The sequence below is a fragment of the Enterobacter chuandaensis genome (genome assembly GCF_003594915.1).
GTDB lineage: Bacteria > Pseudomonadota > Gammaproteobacteria > Enterobacterales > Enterobacteriaceae > Enterobacter > Enterobacter chuandaensis.
Map to the genome: position 1 here is coordinate 1 of NZ_QZCS01000023.1, position 22,081 is coordinate 22,081.

The 22,081-nt window shown below is 54.7% G+C and carries 19 protein-coding genes and 1 riboswitch; of the genes, 9 read left to right on the forward strand and 10 right to left on the reverse strand.

Features of this window, described 5'->3' with window-relative positions:
• Positions 1–275: 275 nt before the first annotated feature.
• From secE to rpoC, 8 genes are all read left to right on the forward strand, one after another.
• On the forward strand, positions 276–659 hold the full coding sequence (gene secE / locus D5066_RS22195) for a preprotein translocase subunit SecE (protein ID WP_013094999.1): 384 nt from the start codon (positions 276–278) through the stop codon (positions 657–659).
• Between the two features lies 1 nt (position 660).
• A complete protein-coding gene (gene nusG, locus D5066_RS22200) occupies positions 661–1,206 on the forward strand; it encodes a transcription termination/antitermination protein NusG (RefSeq protein WP_003862341.1) in 546 nt (181 codons plus the stop codon).
• A gap of 156 nt (positions 1,207–1,362) precedes the next feature.
• Positions 1,363–1,791, forward strand: a complete 429-nt coding sequence (rplK, locus tag D5066_RS22205) for a 50S ribosomal protein L11 (protein WP_008503452.1) — start codon at positions 1,363–1,365, stop codon at positions 1,789–1,791.
• Positions 1,792–1,794: 3 nt separating this feature from the next.
• Complete coding sequence (gene rplA, locus D5066_RS22210) at positions 1,795–2,499, forward strand: 50S ribosomal protein L1 (protein ID WP_006810530.1); 705 nt, start codon at positions 1,795–1,797, stop codon at positions 2,497–2,499.
• 290 nt (positions 2,500–2,789) lie between these two features.
• The gene (gene rplJ / locus D5066_RS22220; RefSeq protein WP_003862338.1) at positions 2,790–3,287 is read left to right on the forward strand and encodes a 50S ribosomal protein L10; all 498 of its coding nucleotides are present in this window, start codon (positions 2,790–2,792) and stop codon (positions 3,285–3,287) included.
• A gap of 66 nt (positions 3,288–3,353) precedes the next feature.
• A complete protein-coding gene (gene rplL, locus D5066_RS22225) occupies positions 3,354–3,719 on the forward strand; it encodes a 50S ribosomal protein L7/L12 (protein ID WP_002445276.1) in 366 nt (121 codons plus the stop codon).
• A 319-nt stretch (positions 3,720–4,038) separates the two neighbouring features.
• Positions 4,039–8,067 carry a DNA-directed RNA polymerase subunit beta gene (gene rpoB, locus D5066_RS22230; protein ID WP_008503453.1) on the forward strand — a complete coding sequence of 1,343 codons (4,029 nt, stop codon included), beginning with the start codon at positions 4,039–4,041 and terminating at the stop codon, positions 8,065–8,067.
• A gap of 76 nt (positions 8,068–8,143) precedes the next feature.
• Positions 8,144–12,367 (forward strand): DNA-directed RNA polymerase subunit beta', encoded by a 4,224-nt coding sequence (gene rpoC, locus D5066_RS22235; protein WP_080330432.1) that lies wholly within the window; start codon positions 8,144–8,146, stop codon positions 12,365–12,367.
• 58 nt (positions 12,368–12,425) lie between these two features.
• Here the strand turns inward: rpoC and D5066_RS22240 are convergent, their stop codons facing one another.
• The 10 genes from D5066_RS22240 to rsd all read right to left on the reverse strand — a co-directional run bounded on the left by D5066_RS22240 (position 12,426) and on the right by rsd (position 21,175).
• Entirely contained in the window at positions 12,426–12,743 is a 318-nt protein-coding gene (locus D5066_RS22240; RefSeq protein WP_003862327.1) for a PTS lactose/cellobiose transporter subunit IIA, read from the reverse strand.
• Positions 12,743–13,051 (reverse strand): PTS sugar transporter subunit IIB, encoded by a 309-nt coding sequence (locus D5066_RS22245; protein ID WP_010425948.1) that lies wholly within the window; start codon positions 13,049–13,051, stop codon positions 12,743–12,745. Before D5066_RS22245 ends, D5066_RS22240 begins: the two co-directional genes overlap by 1 nt.
• A gap of 146 nt (positions 13,052–13,197) precedes the next feature.
• On the reverse strand, positions 13,198–14,739 hold the full coding sequence (locus tag D5066_RS22250; RefSeq protein ID WP_119917237.1) for a sensor domain-containing diguanylate cyclase: 1,542 nt from the start codon (positions 14,737–14,739) through the stop codon (positions 13,198–13,200).
• 337 nt (positions 14,740–15,076) lie between these two features.
• Complete coding sequence (gene thiH / locus D5066_RS22255; protein ID WP_119917238.1) at positions 15,077–16,204, reverse strand: 2-iminoacetate synthase ThiH; 1,128 nt, start codon at positions 16,202–16,204, stop codon at positions 15,077–15,079.
• The gene (thiG, locus tag D5066_RS22260; protein WP_119917239.1) at positions 16,204–16,971 is read right to left on the reverse strand and encodes a thiazole synthase; all 768 of its coding nucleotides are present in this window, start codon (positions 16,969–16,971) and stop codon (positions 16,204–16,206) included. Before thiG ends, thiH begins: the two co-directional genes overlap by 1 nt.
• A gap of 1 nt (position 16,972) precedes the next feature.
• Complete coding sequence (thiS, locus tag D5066_RS22265) at positions 16,973–17,173, reverse strand: sulfur carrier protein ThiS (RefSeq protein ID WP_119917240.1); 201 nt, start codon at positions 17,171–17,173, stop codon at positions 16,973–16,975.
• The gene (locus D5066_RS22270; RefSeq protein WP_119917241.1) at positions 17,157–17,912 is read right to left on the reverse strand and encodes a HesA/MoeB/ThiF family protein; all 756 of its coding nucleotides are present in this window, start codon (positions 17,910–17,912) and stop codon (positions 17,157–17,159) included. The genes thiS and D5066_RS22270 overlap by 17 nt, the downstream gene beginning before the upstream one ends.
• The gene (gene thiE, locus D5066_RS22275) at positions 17,905–18,540 is read right to left on the reverse strand and encodes a thiamine phosphate synthase (protein ID WP_119917242.1); all 636 of its coding nucleotides are present in this window, start codon (positions 18,538–18,540) and stop codon (positions 17,905–17,907) included. The genes D5066_RS22270 and thiE overlap by 8 nt, the downstream gene beginning before the upstream one ends.
• Complete coding sequence (gene thiC / locus D5066_RS22280; protein WP_119917243.1) at positions 18,540–20,435, reverse strand: phosphomethylpyrimidine synthase ThiC; 1,896 nt, start codon at positions 20,433–20,435, stop codon at positions 18,540–18,542. The genes thiE and thiC overlap by 1 nt, the downstream gene beginning before the upstream one ends.
• A gap of 78 nt (positions 20,436–20,513) precedes the next feature.
• Positions 20,514–20,623, reverse strand: a riboswitch (TPP riboswitch).
• A 54-nt stretch (positions 20,624–20,677) separates the two neighbouring features.
• A complete protein-coding gene (gene rsd / locus D5066_RS22285; protein ID WP_119917244.1) occupies positions 20,678–21,175 on the reverse strand; it encodes a sigma D regulator in 498 nt (165 codons plus the stop codon).
• 95 nt (positions 21,176–21,270) lie between these two features.
• Here rsd and nudC point away from each other — a divergent pair, with 95 nt between their 5' ends.
• Positions 21,271–22,044 carry an NAD(+) diphosphatase gene (gene nudC / locus D5066_RS22290; protein WP_080330441.1) on the forward strand — a complete coding sequence of 258 codons (774 nt, stop codon included), beginning with the start codon at positions 21,271–21,273 and terminating at the stop codon, positions 22,042–22,044.
• Positions 22,045–22,081: the final 37 nt, after the last annotated feature.

Sequence of the window (22,081 nt, forward strand, 5' to 3'; positions counted from 1 at the left end):
TGGCCGTACCGTTGGCGCGGGCGTGGTTGCTAAAGTTCTCGGCTAATTGCTGATAACATTTGACGCAATGCGCAATAAAAGGGCATCATTTGATGCCCTTTTTGCACGCTTTCACGCCAGAACCTGGCTCATCAGTGATTATTTTTGTCATAATCATTGCTGAGACAGGCTCTGCAGAGAGCGTATAATTCGAAAAGCGAATTAGCATTTCGATTTGGTTTGCCTCGCGATCGCGGGGTGAAAATGTTTGTAGAATACTTCTGACAGGTTGGTTTATGAGTGCGAATACCGAAGCTCAAGGGAGCGGGCGCGGCCTGGAAGCGATGAAATGGGTAGTAGTAGCCGTTCTGCTGATCGTAGCGATTGTCGGCAACTACCTTTATCGTGACATTATGCTGCCGCTACGCGCGCTTGCAGTGGTAATTCTGATTGCTGCAGCGGGTGGTGTCGCGCTGTTGACGACGAAAGGCAAAGCGACTGTCGCTTTTGCCCGCGAAGCGCGTACCGAAGTCCGCAAGGTAATTTGGCCGACTCGCCAGGAAACATTGCACACCACGCTGATCGTAGCGGCGGTTACCGCTGTAATGTCACTGATCCTGTGGGGACTGGATGGTATTCTGGTTCGCCTGGTATCCTTTATCACTGGCCTGAGGTTCTGAGATGTCTGAAGCCCCTAAAAAGCGCTGGTACGTCGTTCAGGCGTTTTCCGGTTTTGAAGGCCGCGTAGCAACGTCGCTGCGTGAGCATATCAAATTACACAACATGGAAGAGTTGTTTGGTGAAGTTATGGTTCCGACCGAAGAAGTGGTTGAGATCCGTGGCGGCCAGCGTCGCAAAAGCGAGCGCAAATTCTTCCCGGGTTACGTGCTGGTTCAGATGGTTATGAACGACGCGAGCTGGCACCTGGTGCGCAGCGTACCGCGCGTGATGGGCTTTATCGGCGGCACGTCTGACCGCCCGGCGCCAATCAGCGACAAAGAAGTTGATGCGATTATGAACCGCCTGCAGCAGGTGGGTGATAAGCCGCGTCCGAAAACGCTGTTTGAACCGGGTGAAATGGTTCGTGTTAATGACGGTCCGTTTGCTGACTTTAATGGCGTGGTTGAAGAAGTGGACTACGAGAAGTCCCGCCTGAAAGTTTCTGTTTCTATCTTCGGTCGTGCGACCCCGGTAGAACTGGACTTTGCCCAGGTCGAAAAAGCCTAAGCAGCGATCAAAAAAGCGACGATTTAATCGTTGCACAAGGCGCGAGATTGGAATACAATTTCGCGCCTTTTGTTTTTATGGGTTACGGCCCGTAAAACGAATTTTATTCACGGGGAGCCTCCCTGAGGCGCTATTACCCAATCAGAGGATTTTAGAATGGCTAAGAAAGTACAAGCCTACGTCAAGCTGCAGGTTGCAGCTGGTATGGCGAACCCAAGTCCACCAGTTGGTCCAGCTCTGGGTCAGCAGGGTGTGAACATCATGGAATTCTGTAAAGCGTTCAACGCAAAAACCGAATCCCTGGAAAAAGGTCTGCCAATCCCAGTCGTAATCACTGTTTACGCTGACCGTTCTTTCACTTTCGTTACCAAAACCCCTCCAGCAGCAGTTCTGCTGAAGAAAGCGGCTGGTATCAAGTCTGGTTCCGGTAAACCGAACAAAGACAAAGTGGGTAAAATTTCCCGCGCTCAGCTGCAGGAAATCGCGCAGACCAAAGCTGCCGACATGACTGGTGCCGACATTGAAGCGATGACTCGCTCCATCGAAGGTACTGCGCGTTCCATGGGCCTGGTAGTGGAGGACTAAGAAATGGCTAAACTGACCAAGCGCATGTCCGTGATCCGTGACAAAGTTGATGCGACCAAACAGTACGACATCAACGAAGCTATCGCTCTGCTGAAAGAACTGGCAACTGCTAAGTTCGTTGAAAGCGTTGACGTTGCCGTTAACCTGGGCATCGACGCTCGTAAATCCGATCAGAACGTTCGTGGCGCAACTGTACTGCCACACGGTACTGGCCGTTCCGTTCGTGTAGCTGTATTTGCTCAGGGTGCAAACGCTGAAGCTGCTAAAGCTGCCGGCGCTGAACTGGTAGGTATGGAAGATCTGGCTGATCAGATCAAGAAAGGCGAAATGAACTTTGACGTTGTTATTGCTTCTCCAGATGCAATGCGCGTTGTTGGCCAGCTGGGCCAGGTTCTGGGTCCACGCGGCCTGATGCCAAACCCGAAAGTGGGTACTGTAACCCCTAACGTTGCTGAAGCGGTTAAGAACGCTAAAGCAGGTCAGGTTCGTTATCGTAACGACAAAAACGGCATCATCCACACCACCATCGGTAAAGTGGACTTTGACGCTGACAAACTGAAAGAAAACCTGGAAGCTCTGCTGGTTGCGCTGAAAAAAGCAAAACCAACTCAGGCGAAAGGCGTGTACATCAAGAAAGTTAGCATCTCCACCACCATGGGTGCAGGTGTTGCAGTTGACCAGGCTGGTCTGAGCGCTGCTGCAAACTAATGCCTTTACGTGGGCGGTGATTTTGTCTACAATCTTACCCCCACGTTTGCTAACGAAAGTTAGCGGCTAAAAGATTTGTTCGTTGGAGCCTGGCCTAATCCAGGCCTCCGTCGAAGACCGCAGGTGTTTCGCAAGAGACTTAATCCCCTGCGTAGACGGTGACAGAACGCTAAGATTATTTTCAATACTCTGGCTTGTTTCTGCTCACCGTATTAAGACGCTCTTCCCGTTGGGTCGAGTGAAGTGAGTTCCGGAACATGAGTTCCGGCAAACATCCAGGAGCAAAGCTAATGGCTTTAAATCTTCAAGACAAACAAGCGATTGTTGCTGAAGTCAGCGAAGTAGCCAAAGGCGCGCTGTCTGCAGTAGTTGCGGATTCCCGTGGCGTTACTGTAGACAAAATGACTGAACTGCGTAAAGCAGGTCGTGAAGCTGGCGTATACATGCGTGTTGTTCGTAACACCCTGCTGCGCCGCGTAGTTGAAGGTACTCAGTTCGAGTGCCTGAAAGACACGTTTGTTGGTCCGACCCTGATTGCATACTCTATGGAACACCCGGGCGCTGCTGCTCGTCTGTTCAAAGAGTTCGCGAAAGCGAATGCAAAATTTGAGGTCAAAGCTGCAGCCTTTGAAGGTGAGTTGATCCCGGCATCGCAAATCGATCGCCTGGCAACCCTGCCGACCTACGAAGAAGCAATTGCACGCCTGATGGCAACCATGAAAGAAGCTGCGGCTGGCAAACTGGTTCGCACTCTGGCTGCTGTACGCGATGCGAAAGAAGCTGCTTAATCTCAGTTATCTTTATAAAGCATTTGCTTACGTATAAACTTATTCTGATTTTCAGGAACAATTTAAATGTCTATCACTAAAGATCAAATCATTGAAGCAGTAGCAGCTATGTCCGTAATGGACGTTGTAGAGCTGGTTTCTGCAATGGAAGAAAAATTCGGTGTTTCTGCTGCTGCTGCTGTAGCTGTAGCTGCGGGCCCGGCTGAAGCTGCTGAAGAAAAAACTGAATTCGACGTAATTCTGAAAGCTGCTGGCGCGAACAAAGTTGCTGTTATCAAAGCAGTACGTGGCGCAACTGGCCTGGGTCTGAAAGAAGCTAAAGACCTGGTAGAATCTGCTCCAGCTGCGCTGAAAGAAGGCGTGAGCAAAGACGACGCAGAAGCACTGAAAAAATCTCTGGAAGAAGCTGGCGCTGAAGTTGAAGTTAAATAAGCCAACTTTTCTGGTTGCAGCCTAAGAAATTAGGCTGATGGCTGGTGACTTTTTAGTCACCAGCCTTTTTGCGCTGTAAGGCATCAGTAGCATTTCACACTGTTTGACTGCTGATTGTCCTGACAATGCTTGTTTCTATCGACGACTTAATATACTGCGACAGGGTGCTCGCTCTGTGTAAATCGCAATGAAATGGTTTAAGCGTGATAGCAACAGGTATTGCGGAAAGTATTCAATTTTCCGGTCCACAAAATGGTGTTGCACAAACTGTCCCTTCGTCGGACAGATGGGTCGACTTGTCAGCGAGCTGAGGAACCCTATGGTTTACTCCTATACCGAGAAAAAACGTATTCGTAAGGATTTTGGTAAACGTCCACAAGTTCTGGACATTCCATATCTCCTTTCTATCCAGCTTGACTCGTTCCAGAAGTTTATCGAGCAAGATCCTGAAGGGCAGTACGGTCTGGAAGCAGCCTTCCGTTCCGTGTTCCCGATTCAGAGCTACAGCGGTAACTCCGAGCTGCAGTACGTCAGCTACCGCCTTGGCGAACCGGTGTTTGACGTTCAGGAATGTCAGATCCGTGGCGTGACCTATTCCGCACCGCTGCGCGTAAAACTGCGTCTGGTGATCTACGAGCGCGAAGCGCCGGAAGGCACCGTAAAAGACATTAAAGAACAAGAAGTCTACATGGGTGAGATTCCACTCATGACAGACAACGGTACTTTCGTTATCAACGGTACTGAGCGTGTTATCGTTTCCCAGCTGCATCGTAGCCCGGGCGTCTTCTTCGACAGCGATAAAGGTAAAACACACTCTTCCGGTAAAGTACTGTATAACGCACGCATCATTCCTTACCGTGGTTCATGGCTGGACTTCGAGTTCGATCCGAAAGACAACCTGTTTGTCCGTATCGACCGTCGTCGTAAACTGCCTGCAACCATCATTCTGCGTGCACTGAACTATACCACTGAGCAGATCCTGGACCTGTTCTTTGAGAAAGTGATCTTTGAAATCCGCGACAACAAGCTGCAGATGGAGCTGGTGCCGGAACGTCTGCGTGGTGAGACCGCGTCGTTCGACATCGAAGCCGACGGCAAAGTGTATGTGGAAAAAGGTCGCCGTATCACCGCGCGCCACATCCGTCAGCTGGAAAAAGATGATATCAAACACATCGAAGTTCCGGTTGAATACATTGCAGGAAAAGTAGCCGCGAAAGATTACGTTGATGAATCAACTGGCGAGCTGATCTGCCCGGCTAACATGGAGCTGAGCCTGGATCTGCTGGCTAAGCTGAGCCAGGCTGGCCACAAACGTATCGAAACGCTGTTCACCAACGATCTGGACCACGGTCCGTACATCTCTGAGACTGTACGCGTCGACCCAACCAACGATCGTCTGAGCGCGCTGGTAGAAATCTACCGCATGATGCGTCCTGGTGAGCCACCAACTCGCGAAGCGGCTGAAAGCCTGTTCGAGAACCTGTTCTTCTCCGAAGACCGCTACGATCTGTCCGCGGTTGGTCGTATGAAGTTCAACCGTTCTCTGCTGCGCGACGAAATCGAAGGTTCCGGTATCCTGAGCAAAGACGACATCATTGAAGTGATGAAGAAGCTCATCGATATCCGTAACGGCAAAGGCGAAGTGGACGATATCGACCACCTCGGCAACCGTCGTATCCGTTCCGTAGGCGAAATGGCGGAAAACCAGTTCCGCGTTGGCCTGGTTCGTGTAGAACGTGCGGTGAAAGAGCGTCTGTCACTGGGCGATCTGGATACCCTGATGCCTCAGGATATGATCAACGCCAAGCCGATTTCTGCAGCAGTGAAAGAGTTCTTCGGTTCCAGCCAGCTGTCTCAGTTCATGGACCAGAACAACCCGCTGTCTGAGATTACGCACAAACGTCGTATCTCTGCACTCGGCCCAGGCGGTCTGACCCGTGAACGTGCAGGCTTTGAAGTTCGAGACGTACACCCGACTCACTACGGTCGCGTATGTCCAATCGAAACGCCTGAAGGTCCAAACATCGGTCTGATCAACTCCCTGTCCGTGTACGCACAGACGAACGAATACGGTTTCCTTGAGACCCCGTATCGTAAAGTGACTGACGGTGTTGTTACCGACGAAATTCACTACCTGTCTGCTATCGAAGAAGGCAACTACGTTATCGCTCAGGCGAACTCCAACCTGGATGACGAAGGCCACTTTGTAGAAGATCTGGTTACCTGCCGTAGCAAAGGCGAATCCAGCTTGTTCAGCCGCGACCAGGTTGACTACATGGACGTATCCACCCAGCAGGTGGTATCCGTCGGTGCGTCCCTGATCCCGTTCCTGGAACACGATGACGCCAACCGTGCATTGATGGGTGCGAACATGCAACGTCAGGCCGTTCCAACTCTGCGCGCTGATAAGCCGCTGGTTGGTACCGGTATGGAACGTGCTGTTGCCGTTGACTCCGGTGTTACTGCAGTTGCTAAGCGTGGCGGTACCGTTCAGTACGTTGACGCATCCCGTATCGTTATCAAAGTTAACGAAGACGAGATGTATCCGGGCGAAGCGGGTATCGACATCTACAACCTGACCAAATACACCCGTTCTAACCAGAACACCTGTATCAACCAGATGCCTTGCGTATCTCTGGGTGAGCCAGTTGAGCGCGGCGACGTGCTGGCAGACGGCCCGTCCACCGACCTCGGTGAACTGGCGCTCGGTCAGAACATGCGCGTAGCGTTCATGCCGTGGAACGGTTACAACTTCGAAGACTCCATCCTCGTTTCCGAGCGTGTGGTTCAGGAAGATCGTTTCACCACAATCCACATTCAGGAACTGGCCTGTGTGTCTCGTGACACCAAGCTGGGGCCAGAAGAGATCACTGCCGACATCCCTAACGTGGGTGAAGCTGCGCTCTCCAAGCTGGATGAATCCGGTATTGTTTACATCGGTGCGGAAGTGACCGGCGGCGACATTCTGGTTGGTAAGGTAACGCCGAAAGGTGAAACCCAGCTGACGCCAGAAGAGAAACTGCTGCGTGCAATCTTCGGTGAGAAAGCGTCTGACGTTAAAGACTCTTCTCTGCGCGTACCAAACGGTGTTTCCGGTACGGTTATCGACGTTCAGGTCTTCACTCGTGACGGCGTTGAGAAAGATAAGCGTGCGCTGGAAATCGAAGAGATGCAGCTCAAACAGGCTAAGAAAGACCTGTCTGAAGAACTGCAGATCCTCGAAGCAGGTCTGTTCAGCCGTATCTATGCGGTGCTGGTTGCCGGTGGCGTTGAAGCTGAGAAGCTCGACAAACTGCCACGCGATCGCTGGCTGGAACTCGGCCTGACCGACGAAGAGAAACAAAATCAGCTGGAACAGCTGGCTGAGCAGTATGACGAACTGAAACACGAGTTCGAGAAAAAACTCGAAGCGAAACGCCGCAAAATCACTCAGGGCGACGATCTGGCACCAGGCGTGCTGAAGATTGTTAAGGTCTATCTGGCCGTTAAACGTCAGATCCAGCCTGGTGATAAGATGGCAGGTCGTCACGGTAACAAGGGTGTTATCTCTAAGATCAACCCGATCGAAGATATGCCGCACGATGCTAACGGTACGCCGGTAGATATCGTACTGAACCCGCTGGGCGTACCGTCTCGTATGAACATCGGTCAGATTCTGGAAACCCACCTGGGTATGGCTGCGAAAGGTATCGGCGACAAGATCAATGCCATGCTGAAACAGCAGCAGGAAGTCGCGAAACTGCGCGAATTCATCCAGCGTGCCTACGATCTGGGTACCGACGTGCGTCAGAAAGTCGACCTGAACACCTTCAGCGATGAAGAAGTGCTGCGTCTGGCAGAGAACCTGCGCAAAGGGATGCCAATTGCAACGCCGGTATTCGACGGTGCAAAAGAAGCTGAAATTAAAGAGCTGCTGCAACTGGGTGGTCTGCCAACGTCTGGTCAGATTACGCTGTTTGACGGCCGTACCGGTGAACAGTTTGAGCGTCCAGTAACCGTAGGTTACATGTACATGCTGAAACTGAACCACCTGGTCGACGACAAGATGCACGCTCGTTCTACCGGTTCTTACAGCCTGGTTACTCAGCAGCCGCTGGGTGGTAAGGCTCAGTTCGGTGGTCAGCGCTTCGGGGAGATGGAAGTGTGGGCGCTGGAAGCATACGGCGCAGCATACACCCTGCAGGAAATGCTCACCGTTAAGTCTGATGACGTGAACGGTCGTACCAAGATGTATAAGAACATCGTGGACGGCAACCATCAGATGGAACCGGGCATGCCAGAATCCTTCAACGTACTGTTGAAAGAGATTCGTTCGCTGGGTATCAACATCGAACTGGAAGACGAGTAATTCTCGCTCAAACAGGTCACTGGTGTCGGGTTAACCCCCGACACCGGATTGTGCTAACTCCGACGGGAGCAAATCCGTGAAAGATTTATTAAAGTTTCTGAAAGCGCAGACTAAAACCGAAGAGTTTGATGCGATCAAAATTGCTCTGGCTTCGCCAGACATGATCCGTTCATGGTCTTTCGGTGAAGTTAAAAAGCCGGAAACCATCAACTACCGTACGTTCAAACCTGAGCGTGACGGCCTTTTCTGTGCGCGTATTTTCGGGCCAGTAAAAGATTACGAGTGCCTGTGCGGTAAGTACAAGCGCCTGAAACACCGCGGTGTGATCTGTGAGAAGTGCGGCGTTGAAGTGACCCAGACCAAAGTACGCCGTGAGCGTATGGGCCACATCGAGCTGGCGTCTCCAACTGCTCACATCTGGTTCCTGAAATCTCTGCCGTCCCGTATCGGCCTGCTGCTGGATATGCCGCTGCGCGATATTGAACGTGTACTGTACTTCGAATCTTATGTGGTTATCGAAGGCGGGATGACGAACCTGGAACGTCACCAGATCCTGACTGAAGAGCAGTATCTGGACGCTCTGGAAGAGTTCGGTGACGAATTCGACGCGAAGATGGGTGCGGAAGCTATTCAGGCCCTGCTGAAGAGCATGGATCTGGAGCAGGAGTGCGAGCAGCTGCGTGAAGAGCTGAACGAAACCAACTCCGAAACCAAGCGTAAAAAGCTGACCAAGCGTATCAAACTGCTGGAAGCGTTCGTTCAGTCTGGTAACAAGCCAGAGTGGATGATCCTGACCGTTCTACCGGTTCTGCCGCCAGATCTGCGTCCGCTGGTTCCGCTGGATGGTGGTCGTTTCGCAACGTCCGATCTGAACGATCTGTATCGTCGCGTGATCAACCGTAACAACCGTCTGAAACGTCTGCTGGATCTGGCTGCGCCGGACATCATCGTACGCAACGAAAAACGTATGCTGCAGGAAGCGGTAGATGCCCTGCTGGATAACGGTCGTCGCGGTCGTGCGATCACCGGTTCTAACAAACGTCCTCTGAAATCTTTGGCCGACATGATCAAAGGTAAGCAGGGTCGTTTCCGTCAGAACCTGCTCGGTAAGCGTGTTGACTACTCCGGTCGTTCTGTAATCACCGTAGGTCCATACCTGCGTCTGCATCAGTGCGGTCTGCCGAAGAAAATGGCACTGGAGCTGTTCAAACCGTTCATCTACGGCAAGCTGGAACTGCGTGGCCTGGCCACCACCATCAAAGCCGCTAAGAAAATGGTTGAGCGTGAAGAAGCTGTCGTTTGGGATATCCTGGACGAAGTTATCCGCGAACACCCGGTACTGCTGAACCGTGCACCAACACTGCACCGTCTGGGTATCCAGGCATTTGAGCCGGTCCTGATCGAAGGTAAAGCTATCCAGCTGCACCCGCTGGTTTGTGCGGCCTATAACGCCGACTTCGATGGTGACCAGATGGCTGTTCACGTACCGCTGACGCTGGAAGCCCAGCTCGAAGCGCGTGCGCTGATGATGTCTACCAACAACATCCTGTCTCCAGCGAACGGTGAACCAATCATCGTTCCTTCTCAGGACGTTGTATTGGGTCTGTACTACATGACCCGTGACTGTGTTAACGCCAAAGGCGAAGGCATGGTGCTGACTGGCCCGAAAGAAGCTGAGCGTATTTATCGCGCTGGCCTGGCCTCTCTGCATGCGCGCGTTAAAGTGCGTATCACTGAATACGAAAAAGATGCAAACGGCGAATTCGTTGCGAAAACCAGCCTGAAAGACACGACCGTTGGCCGTGCCATTCTGTGGATGATCGTACCGAAAGGTCTGCCTTTCTCCATCGTCAACCAGGCGCTGGGCAAGAAAGCGATCTCCAAAATGCTGAACACCTGTTACCGCATTCTGGGTCTGAAGCCGACCGTTATCTTCGCTGACCAGACAATGTATACCGGCTTTGCTTATGCAGCGCGTTCAGGTGCATCTGTTGGTATTGATGACATGGTCATCCCAGAGAAGAAACATGAGATCATCTCTGAAGCGGAAGCCGAAGTTGCTGAGATCCAGGAGCAGTTCCAGTCTGGTCTGGTTACCGCGGGCGAACGCTACAACAAAGTTATCGATATCTGGGCAGCGGCGAACGATCGTGTATCCAAAGCGATGATGGATAACCTGCAGACCGAAACCGTGATTAACCGTGACGGCGTCGAAGAGCAGCAGGTTTCCTTCAACAGCATCTACATGATGGCCGACTCCGGTGCGCGTGGTTCTGCAGCACAGATTCGTCAGCTGGCAGGTATGCGTGGTCTGATGGCGAAGCCAGATGGCTCCATCATCGAAACGCCAATCACCGCGAACTTCCGTGAAGGCCTGAACGTACTCCAGTACTTCATCTCCACGCACGGTGCGCGTAAAGGTCTGGCGGATACCGCACTGAAGACAGCGAACTCCGGTTATCTGACGCGTCGTCTGGTTGACGTTGCGCAGGATCTGGTGGTGACCGAAGACGATTGTGGCACCCTCGAAGGTATCACCATGACCCCGGTTATCGAGGGTGGTGATGTTAAAGAGCCGCTGCGCGATCGCGTACTGGGTCGTGTGACCGCGGAAGACATTCTGAAGCCGGGCACCGCAGACATTCTGGTTCCACGCAATACGCTGCTGCACGAACAGTGGTGTGACCTGCTGGAAGCGAACTCTGTTGACTCCGTGAAAGTGCGTTCCGTTGTATCCTGTGATACCGACTTTGGTGTGTGTGCGCACTGCTACGGTCGTGACCTGGCGCGTGGCCACATCATCAACAAAGGTGAAGCCATCGGCGTTATCGCGGCACAGTCCATCGGTGAGCCGGGTACACAGCTGACGATGCGTACGTTCCACATCGGTGGTGCGGCATCTCGTGCGGCTGCTGAATCCAGCATTCAGGTGAAAAACAAAGGTAGCATCAAGCTCAGCAACGCGAAGTCTGTTGTTAACTCCGCAGGCAAGCTGGTTGTGACCTCTCGTAACACCGAGCTGAAGCTGATCGACGAATTCGGTCGTACCAAAGAGAGCTATAAAGTGCCTTACGGTGCGGTTATGGCGAAAGGTGATGGCGAGCAGGTTGCCGGCGGTGAAACCGTTGCAAACTGGGATCCACACACCATGCCGGTTATCACCGAAGTAAGTGGTTTCATCCGCTTTACTGACATGATTGACGGCCAGACCATTACTCGTCAGACCGACGAGCTGACCGGTCTGTCTTCTCTGGTGGTTCTGGATTCTGCTGAACGTACTACCGGCGGTAAAGATCTGCGTCCTGCACTGAAAATCGTTGATGCTCAGGGTAACGACGTTCTGATCCCAGGTACCGATATGCCTGCGCAGTACTTCCTGCCGGGTAAAGCGATTGTACAGCTGGAAGATGGCGTACAGATCAGCTCTGGTGACACCCTGGCGCGTATTCCTCAGGAATCCGGCGGTACCAAGGACATCACCGGTGGTCTGCCACGCGTTGCGGACCTGTTCGAAGCACGTCGTCCGAAAGAGCCTGCAATCCTGGCTGAAATCAGCGGCATCATCTCCTTCGGTAAAGAGACCAAAGGTAAGCGCCGTCTGGTTATCACCCCAGTAGATGGCAGCGAGCCGTACGAAGAGATGATTCCTAAGTGGCGTCAGCTCAACGTGTTCGAAGGTGAACGTGTAGAACGTGGTGACGTGGTTTCCGACGGTCCAGAAGCGCCGCACGACATCCTGCGTCTGCGTGGTGTGCATGCTGTTACTCGTTACATTGTTAACGAAGTACAGGACGTATACCGCCTGCAGGGCGTTAAGATTAACGATAAGCACATCGAAGTTATCGTTCGTCAGATGCTGCGTAAAGCAACCATCGAAAATGCGGGCAGCTCCGACTTCCTGGAAGGCGAGCAGGTTGAATACTCACGCGTTAAGATCGCTAACCGCGATCTGGAAGCGAATGGCAAAATCGGTGCGACCTTCGCACGCGATCTGCTGGGTATCACCAAAGCGTCTCTGGCAACCGAGTCCTTCATCTCTGCAGCATCGTTCCAGGAAACCACGCGTGTCCTGACCGAAGCCGCTGTTGCAGGTAAACGTGATGAACTGCGCGGTCTGAAAGAGAACGTCATCGTGGGTCGTCTGATCCCGGCCGGTACCGGTTATGCGTACCACCAGGATCGTATGCGTCGTCGCGCAGCGGGCGAACTGCCAGCTGCACCGCAGGTTACTGCTGAAGATGCATCCGCGAGCCTGGCAGAACTGCTGAACGCAGGTCTGGGCGGTTCCGACAACGAGTAATCGTTGATGCCGTAAATAAAAAACCCGCCTCGGCGGGTTTTTTTATATCTGCATGTCTTCAATTCACTAGCGGGATCCGACGATAAAGCTCAATCATATCGCCCGCCAGATCCTGAATAACCATCGCGTTCATCAGGTGGTCCTGAGAGTGAACGGTAATCAGGTTAACCGGGAGTTTTCCTGTCCCTTCGTCAAGACCGATAAGCTGCGTCTGGATCGTATGCGCATGCTTCACATATTCGCGGGATTCTTCCATCGCTTTTTCAGCTTCGTCAAAATCACCTTTACGCGCCATCTGGAGCGCCGTCAGGGCCGCACTGCGCGCCGCACCAGCATTGACCAGCAGTTCCATGATCGTTGTTTCTAAGTCTTCCATTATGACTCCAGCAGTTTGAGCGCTTTTTCCAGTACGGCATCACCTTTCATCATGCCGTAGTCCATCATGTCGATCACCGCGACCTTTTTGCCGAGCGGGTCGGCCTGCGCCTGCAGTTTTGCCTGCTCGTATTTAACCTGTGGACCCAGCAATACGATGTCGGCCGTCGCGATATTGTCTTTAAACTCCGCAACCGGAACGGCTTTAATGGTGACTTCAACCCCTTTTTTCTGCGCGGCGTCTTTCATACGTTGAACCAGCATGCTGGTTGACATTCCCGCTGCACAGCATAAAACGATGTTCTTCATAATCAGCCTCGATCTACATGTGTTTATTGATAATTATCCCGCACAGAGAGCTTCAACAACCGCTTTACCGCGATTGTGTGTCAGGCATCACAAAGAAAGCGGCATTTTTCTGAAACCGGTTACAATTCTTCGAGTAAGAGAGAAAGTCAGCCGATGGCAGTGCGAACAATACGGTTTTTTCCCTGCTTTTTAGCACCGTAGAGCGCGTTATCAACACTACCTACAAATTGTTCCAGCGGTTCGAAGTGCCATTCACCCAGACCCGCACTGAACGTGACGTGCAGATTTTCTTCCCGCCAGACGCGTCTTTCAACGGCGGTGCGCCATGCGTCAAGCAATGAAAATGCGGTAGCGATCTGCTCGGCCTGGAAAATCACCGCGAACTCTTCGCCACCGTAGCGATAGACCGAGACGTGGTGGGGCTGCATTATCTGGATCCCTTCGCGCGCCACGTTGCGCAGAACAATATCACCGGTCAGGTGACCCAGCGTGTCGTTAATCGACTTGAAGTTATCAATATCAACCAGCGCCATTGCGAAGGACTGGTGGGCGCTTAATAATTCCTCCACATCGCTATCGAACGCGCGACGGTTTTTGCAGCCGGTTAGCGCATCGTGAGTGGCCTGGCGGACATACGCCATCTCACGCTCTTTATTGGACTGGATGGTGTGGCTCAACATCGCTTCCAGACGCGGTGCCTGACTGACATCGCCCGTTTTGATCGCGTTGATAATGGTCATCAACACGGTACGCGAGGCATGACGCAGGTAAAGGCCGAAGAGGATGATAACGATGGCCGCCAGGGCAAACCCCCAGCCAACGATCGTCGTTTCGTGGCGGGTGATGTCGGCGAGCGTTGCGCCAGAGACCCGGTAGATAACAAACCAGTCCGGATTGGTAAAAGAGTAGTAGTAATACCAGGCGTTGCTTTTCCGATCATAAAGGTGGCCTTCGCCGCTGGTCATTTTGTCCATCAGCGCTTCGCTCACGTACTGTTTGAATAGCGCGCCCGTATCCGGATGTAGCACCACGGCGCCGTCACGTTCGACGACAAAGAACTCGCCCTGAACAGGCGCTACCATCTGACGCAGGGTGTAGCCCATCGACGTCAGGTCGAGATGAAAAGCGAGTGTGCCTTTCAGACGGCCTTCGGGTGAAATCAATGGCTTAAAGAGTGTAACCGTCGGATGGCCGGTGAAGTAGTCCATGTAGGGGCGGGTATAGTGGCTGAAGATACTGGCTTCTGCCTGAGCGACAAACCACGGACGCGTCCGGGGATCGAACGTTTTACTCTCTTTTGTGGGAAAGACTTCCGGCGCGCGCAGGTAATGTCCCTGGGTGTCGGCCAGCGAAATGGATGACACGGTCGGCATCAGGTTCTGCAAATGCATCATCATCTGCAGCCCTTGCGTTGGGTTGACGTTGAGCGTCTCGTTTAGCCTGTCATCGCGTGCAAAGTACATCGCGGAGCGGCCCAGGATATAGTCGTTTTCACGCAGGATAGATTCAGTGTAGTTCACCGCCAGGTTATGCGTGAAATTACTATTAATCTTATGACAGTCCTCGAGAAAATCCTTTCTCTGCGAAAGCATCACCACCACTGCGATCAGCGCAAAACTGCACAGGATCCCCGCGAAGCTGAGCATAATGGGCCGGGTGAAAGAGAGCTTTTTGCTGTGAAGTGCCATGAGTTGTACATCGATCCTGATGGTGAATATTTTTCGTCTGCCGATATCCTCTCAGCATAGTCGCTGTCCTGCGGTTAGCGGTGAATTATACGGAACACGATTTCAGGCGAGATGATTTATCTTAAGAATCACTAAGAAATACCTTATTCATACTTTTGTGCCCCTCTTATGCACGGAATCGGAGGCAGGGCGAAACGAGGAAGAAGCTTTTCGCCCTGGTCAGCGTCCGTTGCTGACCTGATGACAATAAAAAACCGGACGATCGCTGACAATCATCCGGTTTTGCCTTTCCGTAACGCCTCGATAATTTTTTACCGTGTTGCAGTGCGTTACATCGTCATTGCGAGGCTCTTCCCAGCCAGCTGTCCCAGTCTTTCCAGACAGGCTGCAGACCCTGTGCCGTCAGGGCGGCGGCAACGGCTTCCGGACGTCGTCCGTCATGCGGTGCAAACTGCTCCAGCTCCGGATGGTCGTCTGCATACCCGCCCGGCTGCGTTTTGGAAAACGCGCTGACGTTGTTAATCGCCAGCGGGATGACGCGATCGCGAAACGCCGGGGACTCACGTGTTGAAAGCGATAATTCCACTTCAGGGGCGAGCAGGCGAAACGCGCAGATGGTCTGTACCAGCTGGCGTTCATCCATCAATGAAGCGGGTTCAATGCCTCCTGCGCAGGGGCGTAGCCGGGGGAAAGAAATGGAGTAGCGGCTTTGCCAGTAGTGTTGCTGCAACCACAGCAGATGTTCTGCCACCATGTAGCAATCTACCCGCCAGCTATCGGAAAGCCCGATTAGCGCACCCAGACCGATTTTGTCGATCCCGGCGCGACCCAGCCTGTCCGGCGTTTCCAGCCGGAAGAAGAAATCCTGTTTCTTCCCCTTCAGGTGATGCCGGGCGTACGTCGCCTCGTGGTAGGTTTCCTGATAGACCATGACGCCATCCAGCCCGAGCGTTTTTAACTCTGCATACTCGTCCTGTGACAGGGGCTGAACCTCCATCTGCAACGACGCAAACTCCCGACGTATCGCGGGCAGATGCTGGCGGAAATAGTCCATCCCCACTTTGCCCTGATGCTCGCCCGTCACCAGCAGAAGATGCTCGAACCCCATTTCACGAATGGCCGCACACTCGCGCGCAATTTCACCTTCATCGAGCGTTTTGCGCTTGATGCGGTTGCTCATGGAGAAACCGCAGTAGGTGCAGTCGTTGGCACACAGATTCGAGAGATAGAGCGGCACGTAGAAGCTTACCGTGTTGCCAAAACGCTGGCGGGTGAGGCGCTGCGCACGTTGAGCCATCGGCTCAAGGTAAGCGCTGGCCGCCGGAGAGAGCAGGGCCATTAAATCCTCACGGCTCAGATGGCGGGCGTTCAGCGCGCGCTCGACGTCAGCTGCCGTTTTGCTGTTGATGCGCAGGGCAATATCGTCCCAGTTAAGCTCGCGCCAGCGATCCGTAAAGCTGGTCATCAGAGCGCCTCCAGAAAACCGGTCAGCGGGCTGGTGGCCTGTGCCTGAAAACTGCGCGAGCCGGGGCCGGACTTTCTGGCCAGCACGCCAGCCTCCACTGCGAGACGAAACGCGCGCGCCATCATCACTGGATCGTCGGCAACCGCAATGGCGGTATTCACCAGCACCGCGTCGGCGCCCATTTCCAGCGCCTGCGCGGCGTGGCTGGGTACGCCAATGCCCGCATCCACCACCACCGGCACGGTAGCCTGCTCGATGATGATCTCCAGCATCGCGCGGGTTTCCAGCCCCTGATTAGAGCCAATGGGGGCCCCTAACGGCATAACGGCGGCACAGCCGACCTCTTCCAGACGCTTACACAGCACGGGATCGGCGCCGCAGTAAGGCAGGACGGTAAACCCCTGCTGCACCAGTTTTTCTGCGGCTTTCAGGGTTTCGATCGGGTCGGGCAGCAGCCAGCGGGCGTCCGGGTGAATTTCCAGCTTCAGCCAGCGGGTGCCGAGTGCTTCCCGCGCCAGCTGTGCGGCGAAAATCGCCTCTTCGGCCGTTTTCGCGCCCGAGGTGTTGGGCAACAGCGTAACGCCTGCCTCCAGTAACGGGGCAAGAATGGCATCGTTATGCTGGCGTAGGTCCACGCGCTTCATCGCCAGCGTCACCAGTTGGCTACCGCTTTCACGGATGGCATCCACCATCAGTTGCGGCGAGGAAAATTTGCCTGTTCCGGTAAACAGATGTGAATCAAAGACTTTATCAGCAATACGTAACATCTCAGCCCCCTGCGATAACCTGAAACAGCAGGATCTGGTCGCCTTCGTTGACCTGCTGACGTTCCCACTGCTCGCGCGGCAGGATCTGTTGATTGAGCGCCAGCGCCGTTCCCGGCTTGAGCTGACGTAATTTATCGAGCAGTACGGCAACGGTGAGGCCGTCGTCGCAGCTTATTGGCTCATCATTAAACAGAATGCGCATCGCGGCCTCCGCATACCGGGCAGTGGCTGGCGCGGTGTAGCGCCAGATGGCGCCAGCCGCTGGAACGGGCATCGAACAGCCGCAGCGTGTTGCGCTCCGTTTCCATGCCGCTGAGCAGCTTGATGGCCTCCAGCGCCTGCAGCGTGCCCATCACGCCCACCACCGGACCAAGCACACCCGCCGTGCGGCAGTTGCGCTCTGGCTCGGCATCGTCCGGCCACAGGCAGCGATAGCACCCCTGCGCCCACGGCGGCGTCAGGACCATCATCTGACCGCCGAAACCGACCGCGCTGGCGGTGATAAGCGGCGTATTCTCTGCCACGCAGGCCGCGTTGATCGCCTGACGCGTCGCCATATTGTCGGTACAGTCCAGTACCGCGTCGGCAAGGGCGACTTCACGGCGCAGGCTTTCACCGCTGAGCCGCTCCTGCAGAGCAATCAGTTCGATATCCGGATTTAGCTGGCTCAGCCGCTGCCGGGTAATCTGCGCTTTTGGCTGGTTAATATCCTCTGTCGTAAAGAGAATTTGCCGCTGCAGGTTGCTGAGGTGCACCTCGTCGTCGTCAGCCAGTACCAGCGTGCCCACGCCCGCGCCGGCCAGATAGAGCGCGGCAGGCGCGCCTAACCCGCCCAGACCGACAATCAACACCCGGCTGGCGAGCAGCGTTTGCTGCCCGTCAATGGCGATATCCTCCAGCAGGATCTGACGGCTGTAGCGCATAAAGTCGCGATCATTCATCGCCTGCTCCTGCCAGCTGTAAAAGCTGTTCGGTGGCGGAACGCCAGTCCGCCGCCTGGGTGATGGCGCTGACGACGGCGATACTGCCGACGCCGGTCTCCAGCACCGTCGGGGCGCGTTCAAGGCTGATTCCGCCGATAGCGACAGTGGGGTAATCGGCAAGGCGTTCGACGTGGCTCGCCAACTGCTTCAGCCCCTGCGGCGCGGACGGCATCTGCTTGGTTTGCGTCGGGAAGACGTGACCGAGGGCGATGTAAGAGGGGCGGGCCGCCAGCGCCACGTCGATTTCCATATCATCGTGTGTTGAAACGCCAAGGCGCAGGCCAGCGTGGCGGATGGCGTTCAAGTCGGTAGTTTCCAGGTCCTCCTGACCCAGATGTACGCCGTACGCCCGGTGCTTAACGGCCAGCCGCCAGTAGTCGTTGATAAACAGGCGGGCGTTGTAGCGACGCCCCAGTGCGATGGCAGCAACCACATCGGCTTCTACCTCTTCATCGCGTTTATCCTTGATGCGCAGCTGGAGGGTTCGCACGCCAGCCTCCAGAAGGCGTGCGATCCACTCCACGCTGTCCACCACCGGATAGAGCCCCAAGCGGAAGGGGACGGGAGGAAAATCAGGCTGGTACATTACGCCTCCTCTTTTTTGAGGTAGATCTCGCCGCCTCTGGCGCGGAAGGTTTCTGACATATCCGCCATGCCGACTTCAATGGTCTGCGCGGCGGCGTAGTCGCGTACTTCCTGGCTGATTTTCATCGAGCAGAACTTCGGCCCGCACATGGAGCAGAAGTGCGCCACCTTGCCCGATTCCTGCGGCAGGGTTTCGTCGTGATAGGCGCGGGCGGTGAACGGATCGAGCGCCAGGTTGAACTGGTCTTCCCAGCGGAATTCAAAGCGCGCTTTGGACATGGCGTTGTCGCGGATTTGCGCGCCCGGATGGCCTTTCGCCAGATCCGCCGCGTGGGCAGCAATTTTGTAGGTAATCAGCCCCTGCTTCACGTCCTCTTTGTTCGGCAGGCCGAGGTGCTCTTTCGGCGTGACGTAGCAGAGCATGGCGCAGCCAAACCAGCCGATCATCGCCGCGCCAATCCCTGAGGTGAAATGGTCGTAGCCCGGCGCAATATCGGTGGTCAACGGTCCCAGGGTGTAGAACGGCGCTTCGTGGCAGTGCTCCAGCTCCTCGGTCATGTTGCGGCGGATCATCTGCATCGGCACGTGTCCCGGGCCTTCAATCATTACCTGCACGTCATACTCCCAGGCGATTTTGGTCAGCTCGCCCAGGGTATGCAGCTCGGCAAACTGCGCTTCGTCATTCGCGTCGCGAATAGAGCCCGGACGCAGGCCGTCGCCCAGCGACAGAGAGACATCGTACGCGGCACAGATTTCGCAGATCTCGCGGAAGTGCTCGTAGAGGAAGTTTTCCTGATGATGGGACAGGCACCACTTCGCCATGATGGAGCCGCCGCGCGAGACGATGCCGGTCAGACGTTTCGCCGTCATCGGCACGTAGCGCAACAGCACGCCCGCGTGAATGGTGAAGTAGTCCACGCCCTGCTCGGCCTGCTCCAGCAGCGTGTCGCGGAACGCCTCCCAGGTGAGGTTTTCGGCGATGCCGTTGACCTTCTCCAGCGCCTGATAAATCGGGACGGTACCGATCGGCACCGGGCTGTTACGCAGGATCCACTCGCGGGTTTCATGGATGTAGCGGCCAGTGGAGAGGTCCATCACCGTGTCCGCACCCCAGCGCGTGGACCAGACCAGCTTTTCCACCTCTTCTTCGATGGAGGAGGTCACTGCCGAGTTACCGATGTTCGCGTTGACCTTCACCAGGAAGTTGCGGCCAATAATCATCGGCTCGGATTCCGGGTGGTTGATGTTGGCGGGGATAATGGCGCGCCCGGCGGCCACTTCGTCACGCACAAACTCCGGCGTGATGTTCTCTGGCAGGCGAGCGCCGAAGCCTTCACCCGGATGCTGGTAGCGCAGCACTTCGCTGCGGATACGCTCGCGGCCCATGTTTTCACGAATGGCGATGAACTCCATCTCCGGCGTAATAATGCCCTGGCGCGCGTAGTGCAGCTGGGTTACGCATTTGCCTGCTATGGCGCGTTTTGGCGTCAGCAGGCCGGTAAAGCGCAGCTCGTCCAGACCGTCGTCGGCCAGGCGCTCTTTGGTGTACGCCGAGCTGCGCACGCTCAGCTCTTCGCAGTCGTTACGCGCGTCAATCCAGGGCTGGCGCAGCTTTGCCAGACCCTGCTGCACGTTGATGGCGACAGAAGGGTCGCCGTACGGACCGGAGGTGTCGTATACCGGTACGGCTTCGTTGTCTTCGTACTGCGGGTTATCTTTGCTGCCGCCAATAAGCGTCGGGCTGAGCTGGATTTCACGCATTGGGACGCGGATATTGGCCTGCGAGCCGGAAATGTAGATGCGTTTCGAGTTCGGGAAAGCGGTGCCTTCCAGGGTGTCGATGAAGCGTTGGGCGTGTTCGCGCTGTTCGCGGCGGGTCAGTTTAGTAGTAGACATAGCTCATTCCAAAAGTGAAGGACATGGCTTGTCAGACGACGGATGAAGCAAGAGAAGATCGCCCGGGGGCGATACAACAGCAGTGTGACTCTTGTTCCCTTCGCAGGTATTAGCCTGATCAGGTTCCGCGGATCCCGAATTAACGGTCTCAGCCCGTGCTTTCACACTGGGCACTCCGACAAGAAAAATCCCCCTCGTGAGAGGGGCGAATGGTTGTAAATTACTCGTTAACGATTAAGAACTCAAGCAGGGCGCACGACGTTCTCTTCGTTAATGATGTTCAAATCATGGTCCAGTGCGAGGGCAATCAGCTTATCTTCCAGCGTGAATCGTTCTTCCAGCGCTTCACCGAGGTCGGATAGCGCCTGCTGGAACTCAAGATAATTATCGTGATCGATGGCATTCTCGAGCGTGGAATCGTAGTAATCCATGATCTGCTGGGTGTTGGCTTCCAGCAGCGGACAAAGTTTGCTGGCCGCTAAACAGGGGGTTGTGCCTTCCATTTCGCGGATAATACGTTCATAAATGTTGAAATGGCCGTCGGAAAGGTAGTCGACCAGGCTCTGACAAAAATCATCCAGCGCTTTTTCGTTCAGCCGCATAAAGGATTCTTTGCCAGGCTTAAGACCGACCAGATTGTAATACGCCACGAGGAGATGCTTGCGTACATGTAGCCAGCGATCCACCAGTGTGTTACTTCCTCCAACGCGCTCCGTCAGGCTTTCTAGCTGGTTTAACATGGTCGACTCCGCAAAGTTTAGAATGGGATCTACTTACCCAAAATGTAACCACAATGCTAACAACATGTCAGTGAAGCGAAGGTAGTGCAATAGATATGGATCGTATTATTGAAAAATCAGATCTGGGTTGGTGGATCGTCAGCCACGAACAAAAGTTGTGGCTACCCGGTGGAGAAATCCCCTACGGTGCGGCAGAAATCTTCGATCTTGTCGGTCAGCCCGCTCTGCGAATCGGCGAGTGGCAGGGCGATCCGGTGTGGTTGATCCGGCAATCCCGGCGTCAGGATATGGGATCCGTTCGCCAGGTGCTGGATCTGGACGCGGGGCTGTTTCAGCTGGCGGGGCGGGGCGTGCAGCTGGCGGAGTTCTACCGCTCGCACAAATACTGCGGTTACTGCGGACACACCATGCACCCGAGCAAAACCGAGTGGGCGCTGCTCTGTGGCCACTGCCGCGAACGCTACTATCCGCAGATCGCGCCGTGCATCATTGTCGCCATCCGCCGGGACGATTCCATCCTGCTGGCGCAGCATACCCGTCATCGTAACGGTATTCATACGGTGCTGGCTGGCTTCGTTGAAGTGGGCGAAACGCTGGAGCAGGCGGTGGCGCGCGAGGTGATGGAAGAGAGCGGAATCAAGGTGAAAAACCTGCGCTACGTGACGTCGCAGCCGTGGCCGTTCCCGATGTCGTTGATGACCGCGTTTATGGCGGAATACGACAGCGGCGAGATCGTTATCGACCAGAAAGAGCTGCTGGAGGCGAACTGGTATCGTTATGACGATTTGCCTCTTTTACCCCCACCGGGTACGGTGGCGCGTCGGCTGATAGAAGATACCGTGGCGATGTGTCGGGCCGAGTATGAGTAGTGTTACACTGAGGCCATGACGCTTAAGGAACTGCAAA